The 264-nt window shown below is 58.3% G+C and carries 1 protein-coding gene; it reads right to left on the reverse strand.

The window, feature by feature from the left end:
- Positions 1–264: hypothetical protein (locus tag CWB98_RS23170; protein WP_138546949.1), on the reverse strand; the 264-nt coding region annotated here is incomplete at both ends.

The following is a 264-nucleotide window of genomic DNA, read 5'->3' on the forward strand; positions in this document are numbered from 1 at the left end:
ATCCGCCGTCACGGTACGGCTTACCGAGCTGTTGTTGTCCGTGATGGTCACGGTCACGCTGTTGCCCGCTTCCGCACCGGAGCCGGTAATTAAGACATCGTTATCCTCTGCCGCATTGACAAGTCCGTCGGTTTCAATCGGCGTGGTGATGGTGACCGCTGAAGGCGCCGCATTGTCAAGCGTAATCGTTTGCGTGGCTGCGGTGGAGGTATTGCCTGCGGTATCCGCTTGCGTTGCCGACACCGTTAGGGTGCCATTGTTCAG

The sequence above is a fragment of the Pseudoalteromonas rubra genome (assembly GCF_005887115.1).
Classification (GTDB): Bacteria; Pseudomonadota; Gammaproteobacteria; order Enterobacterales; family Alteromonadaceae; genus Pseudoalteromonas; species Pseudoalteromonas rubra_F.